This is a genomic window from Streptomyces katrae (assembly GCF_000966975.1).
GTDB classification, from domain to species: Bacteria; Actinomycetota; Actinomycetes; order Streptomycetales; family Streptomycetaceae; genus Streptomyces; species Streptomyces katrae.
The window spans coordinates 1-3125 of record NZ_JZWV01001321.1; the positions used below are offsets into that span (position 1 = coordinate 1).

The window sequence follows — 3125 nt, forward strand, 5'->3', positions numbered from 1 at the left end:
GTGTGGGGGTCGGGGGTGTGGGGTTCGGCCGGCGTGGGTTATCAGGTCTTCCAGGGTGCCCTCGTGGCCGGGGAGGGCGGTGTCCAGGGCGGCCCAGGCCTCGGGGCGGTCGCCCAGGTGGGCTTCGGTGAGCGTGCGGAGCTCGTCCAGGGCGGCGCCGGTCAGCAGGTCGCGTTCGGTGAGCCGGGACAGGGCGGCCACCGCGTGGACGGCGGGGCGGGCGGTGCGGATCAGGGCGGCCGGGTCGAGGAGTCCGGCCGCGGCCATGCCCTCCGCCCACTTCGCGGCCGAGTCGTCCAGCGGTTCCCGGGCCAGGCGCCGCTCGGGCGGCTCCGTGTTGCCGGCGCGGCGTCCGCCCGCGCGCCAGGGCTCGTTGAGGACGCTGAGCCGGAACGCCAGGCGCTGGGCGTCGTCCGCCGCCTCGTGCCGGGCGAGTTCCTCGCAGGCCTTGGGCATGAACGGGGTCCTGGCGTGCGTCCCGGCGAGGGCCGCCAGGTCATGGGCGTAGGGCTCGGACATCAGGGCGTTCAGGCTGCTCGTGCCCCGGGCGGTGGCCAGCAGGGCCGGCAGCCGGGCGGGGTCCTCGTAGGGCTCGCCGCCCTCGCGCAGGGCGTGCAGCCCGTTGCCCGAACCGTCCTCCTCGGCCAGCGCCTTCCAGACGGCCCTGCAGACGGGAACGGTCAGGTGCCGCAGGACGTCCGGGCCGTCGAGCAGTGCCTCGAGGGCCTGCGGTCCGACGGTCTCCCAGACACGGACGAGCGCGTGCCGCTGGACTACGCCCCGCGTCTCCAGGGACCTCAGCGCGCGCAGGGTGAGCTCCGGGTCCCCGGAGGTGAGCAGGGGGGTGAGCCAGGTGGCCGGGAGCCGGCGCGTGCCGTCGGTCAGTTCGGCGCGCAGTCCGGCGTCCATCGGCACCCGTGCCAGGTTCCGGACGAGGGTGCGGCGCAGGGACGTGGTGCAGCGCGGGTTGCGGTACACGGCGGCCGCGACCCCGGCATCCCCGACGGAGAGGAGCCGGGCCAGGATCCGGCTGTCGAGCCGGGCGTGGCCGGCCAGGGTGGCTCGGGCGGCCTGGTCACCGTGCTCCGTGACGGCGGTGACCAGCACCGGGCCGGGGAGCGGGCCGCCCCCGAGCAGGGCGTCACGGGTGCGGCCGGGGAACGCGGCCAGGGCCGCCGCGGCCTGTTCGGGCCGGGCGTGCTCCAGCAGCAGGGCCAGGGTGGCGTGGACGCTGCGGGGCACGGGCGGGCGGACCTCGCCGGGGTCGGCCCGCGGCGCCGGGGGCGGTACGTCGGCCAGCAGCGCGGGGAGGGTGCCCTTGTGCCGGGCGAGCGCGTCGTGCACCCCGAGCCACTGGGCGCCCGACAGTCCGGCCACCCCTGCGCGCAGCCGGTCCGCGGCGGCCCCGTCCCCCCCGCCGGCGGCTGCGACGGCCGCGCCCGCGGTGCGCGCGGGACGGGCCTCCTCCACCGCCCGGAGCGCGGCACCGGGGACGGCGGCGGCCGCCTCGGGGCGGGGGGATGCGAGGGCGGCGCGTACCACCCGGGAGACCGGACTGCCTTGCGAGTTGCTCATGGACGCCATGCTAGGGACGGGGTCCGACAACTCCCCCGCCCCGGCCCCGCGTCCGCGGGGGGGGGACCTGTGTCAGCGTCGCTGGGGGCAGGTCTTCCAGGCGAAGTGGTACTTGGTGTTGATGCTGCCGTCAGTGGAGTCCATCGTCAGGAAGCTGGTGGTCCTGGCCGGGTCGGAGGTGCCGGCCTGGGTGAGCAGCTCGGTGTTGATGTTCAGGTTCCGCTTCGCGCCGCAGGGGTGGAAGACGAGGGCCTCGACGGGGACGGTGTCGGAGACCTGCCAGCCGTCCTGGAGGGGGCCGCGCAGGGTGTGGCTGCGGCTCGCGGTCTGGGACATGCCCTGGAAGTAGTAGCTGGCCTTCTGGGTGGCGGTGGCGCCCTGCTGGAGGCTGGCGAAACCGCGGTAGTCGGCCTGGGCGATGGCGAAGGTGTAACCCTGCGGGACGTTGAGGCTCAGTCCGAGCTGGCAGTTCTTGCGGAAGTCGGTGGCCTTGGCGTCGGGGCCCACCTGGGCCAGGTACTCGCTGTACGTGACGGTGAAGGCCGTATTGTCCGGTGCGACGGCCACGGTGGCGCTGCCGGGGCGGCAGCCGGAGCCGTTGACCTGGACCACGTCGATGGTGATCTGCTCCGGGGGCGCGAAGGAGGCGCCGCCGCCGGTGGCGGCTCCCGCCGAGGGGGTGAGGGCGGCAGCGGCGAGCGCGGCGGCCGCGCCGGCGGTGAACACCGTTCTGAACATGGGGAGTCCTTCCGGTCGCTGCGGTGCGTGATCGGCTTGATCGGCTCGATCGGCGTGATCGGCTCGAACCGTTCCACACTCCCCGGGCCCGACCCCGCAGGCGCGGCAGGCGTCACCCGGGGGCCGGGCCTCGGCCACCCGTCCGGGGGAACCGTCCGGCCACCGGCCCGGGGCGCACGTATGAGCCAGGCCCGGGGCGCACGTATGAGCCACCGGCGACGGCGTTTTGGCGCGCAAGTGGCGGCCGTCGCGGCCGCGCGACGGCAGACTGGGCAGGTCGGCGCCCCCACCTGGAGGAACTGCCCGTGCCCGTCCCGATCATCATCGACTGCGACCCCGGACACGACGACGCCATGGCGATCATGCTGGCGGCGGCCGATCCCGCGGTCGACCTGCTCGCCATCACCACGGTCGCCGGGAACCAGACCCTGGAGAAGACCACCCTCAACGCCCGCCGGGTGTGCACCGTCGCCGGGATCACGGACGTGCCCATCGCCGCCGGGTGCGCGCGGCCGCTGCTCCAGCCCCTCTCCGTCGCCGACGACGTGCACGGCGCGTCCGGACTGGACGGGCCCCGGTTCCCGGAGCCCACGGTGGACGTGGTGCCCGAGCACGCGGTGGAACTGATGCGGCGGCTCCTGGTCGAGCACCCGGAGGCGGTGACGCTGGTGCCGACGGCCCCGCTCACCAACATCGCGCTGCTGCTGACCCGTTACCCCGAATGCGCCTCCCGGATCCACGAGATCGTGCTGATGGGGGGATCCACGGAGCGCGGCAACCGGACCCCGGCGGCCGAGTTCAACGTGTACACC

At 75.3% G+C, this 3125-nt stretch carries 2 protein-coding genes and 1 pseudogene; 1 reads left to right on the plus strand and 2 read right to left on the minus strand.

The window, feature by feature from the left end; all coding sequences use genetic code 11:
- Positions 1-1575, minus strand: a pseudogene (locus VR44_RS36710) (hypothetical protein); the annotation flags it as partial.
- A gap of 72 nt (positions 1576-1647) precedes the next feature.
- On the minus strand, positions 1648-2313 hold the full coding sequence (locus VR44_RS36715) for a DUF4360 domain-containing protein (RefSeq protein WP_045952003.1): 666 nt from the start codon (positions 2311-2313) through the stop codon (positions 1648-1650).
- Positions 2314-2618: 305 nt separating this feature from the next.
- Between VR44_RS36715 and VR44_RS36720 the strand changes: the two genes are divergently transcribed.
- A partial coding sequence (locus tag VR44_RS36720) for a nucleoside hydrolase (RefSeq protein ID WP_211275207.1) occupies positions 2619-3125 on the plus strand: 507 nt, incomplete at its 3' end.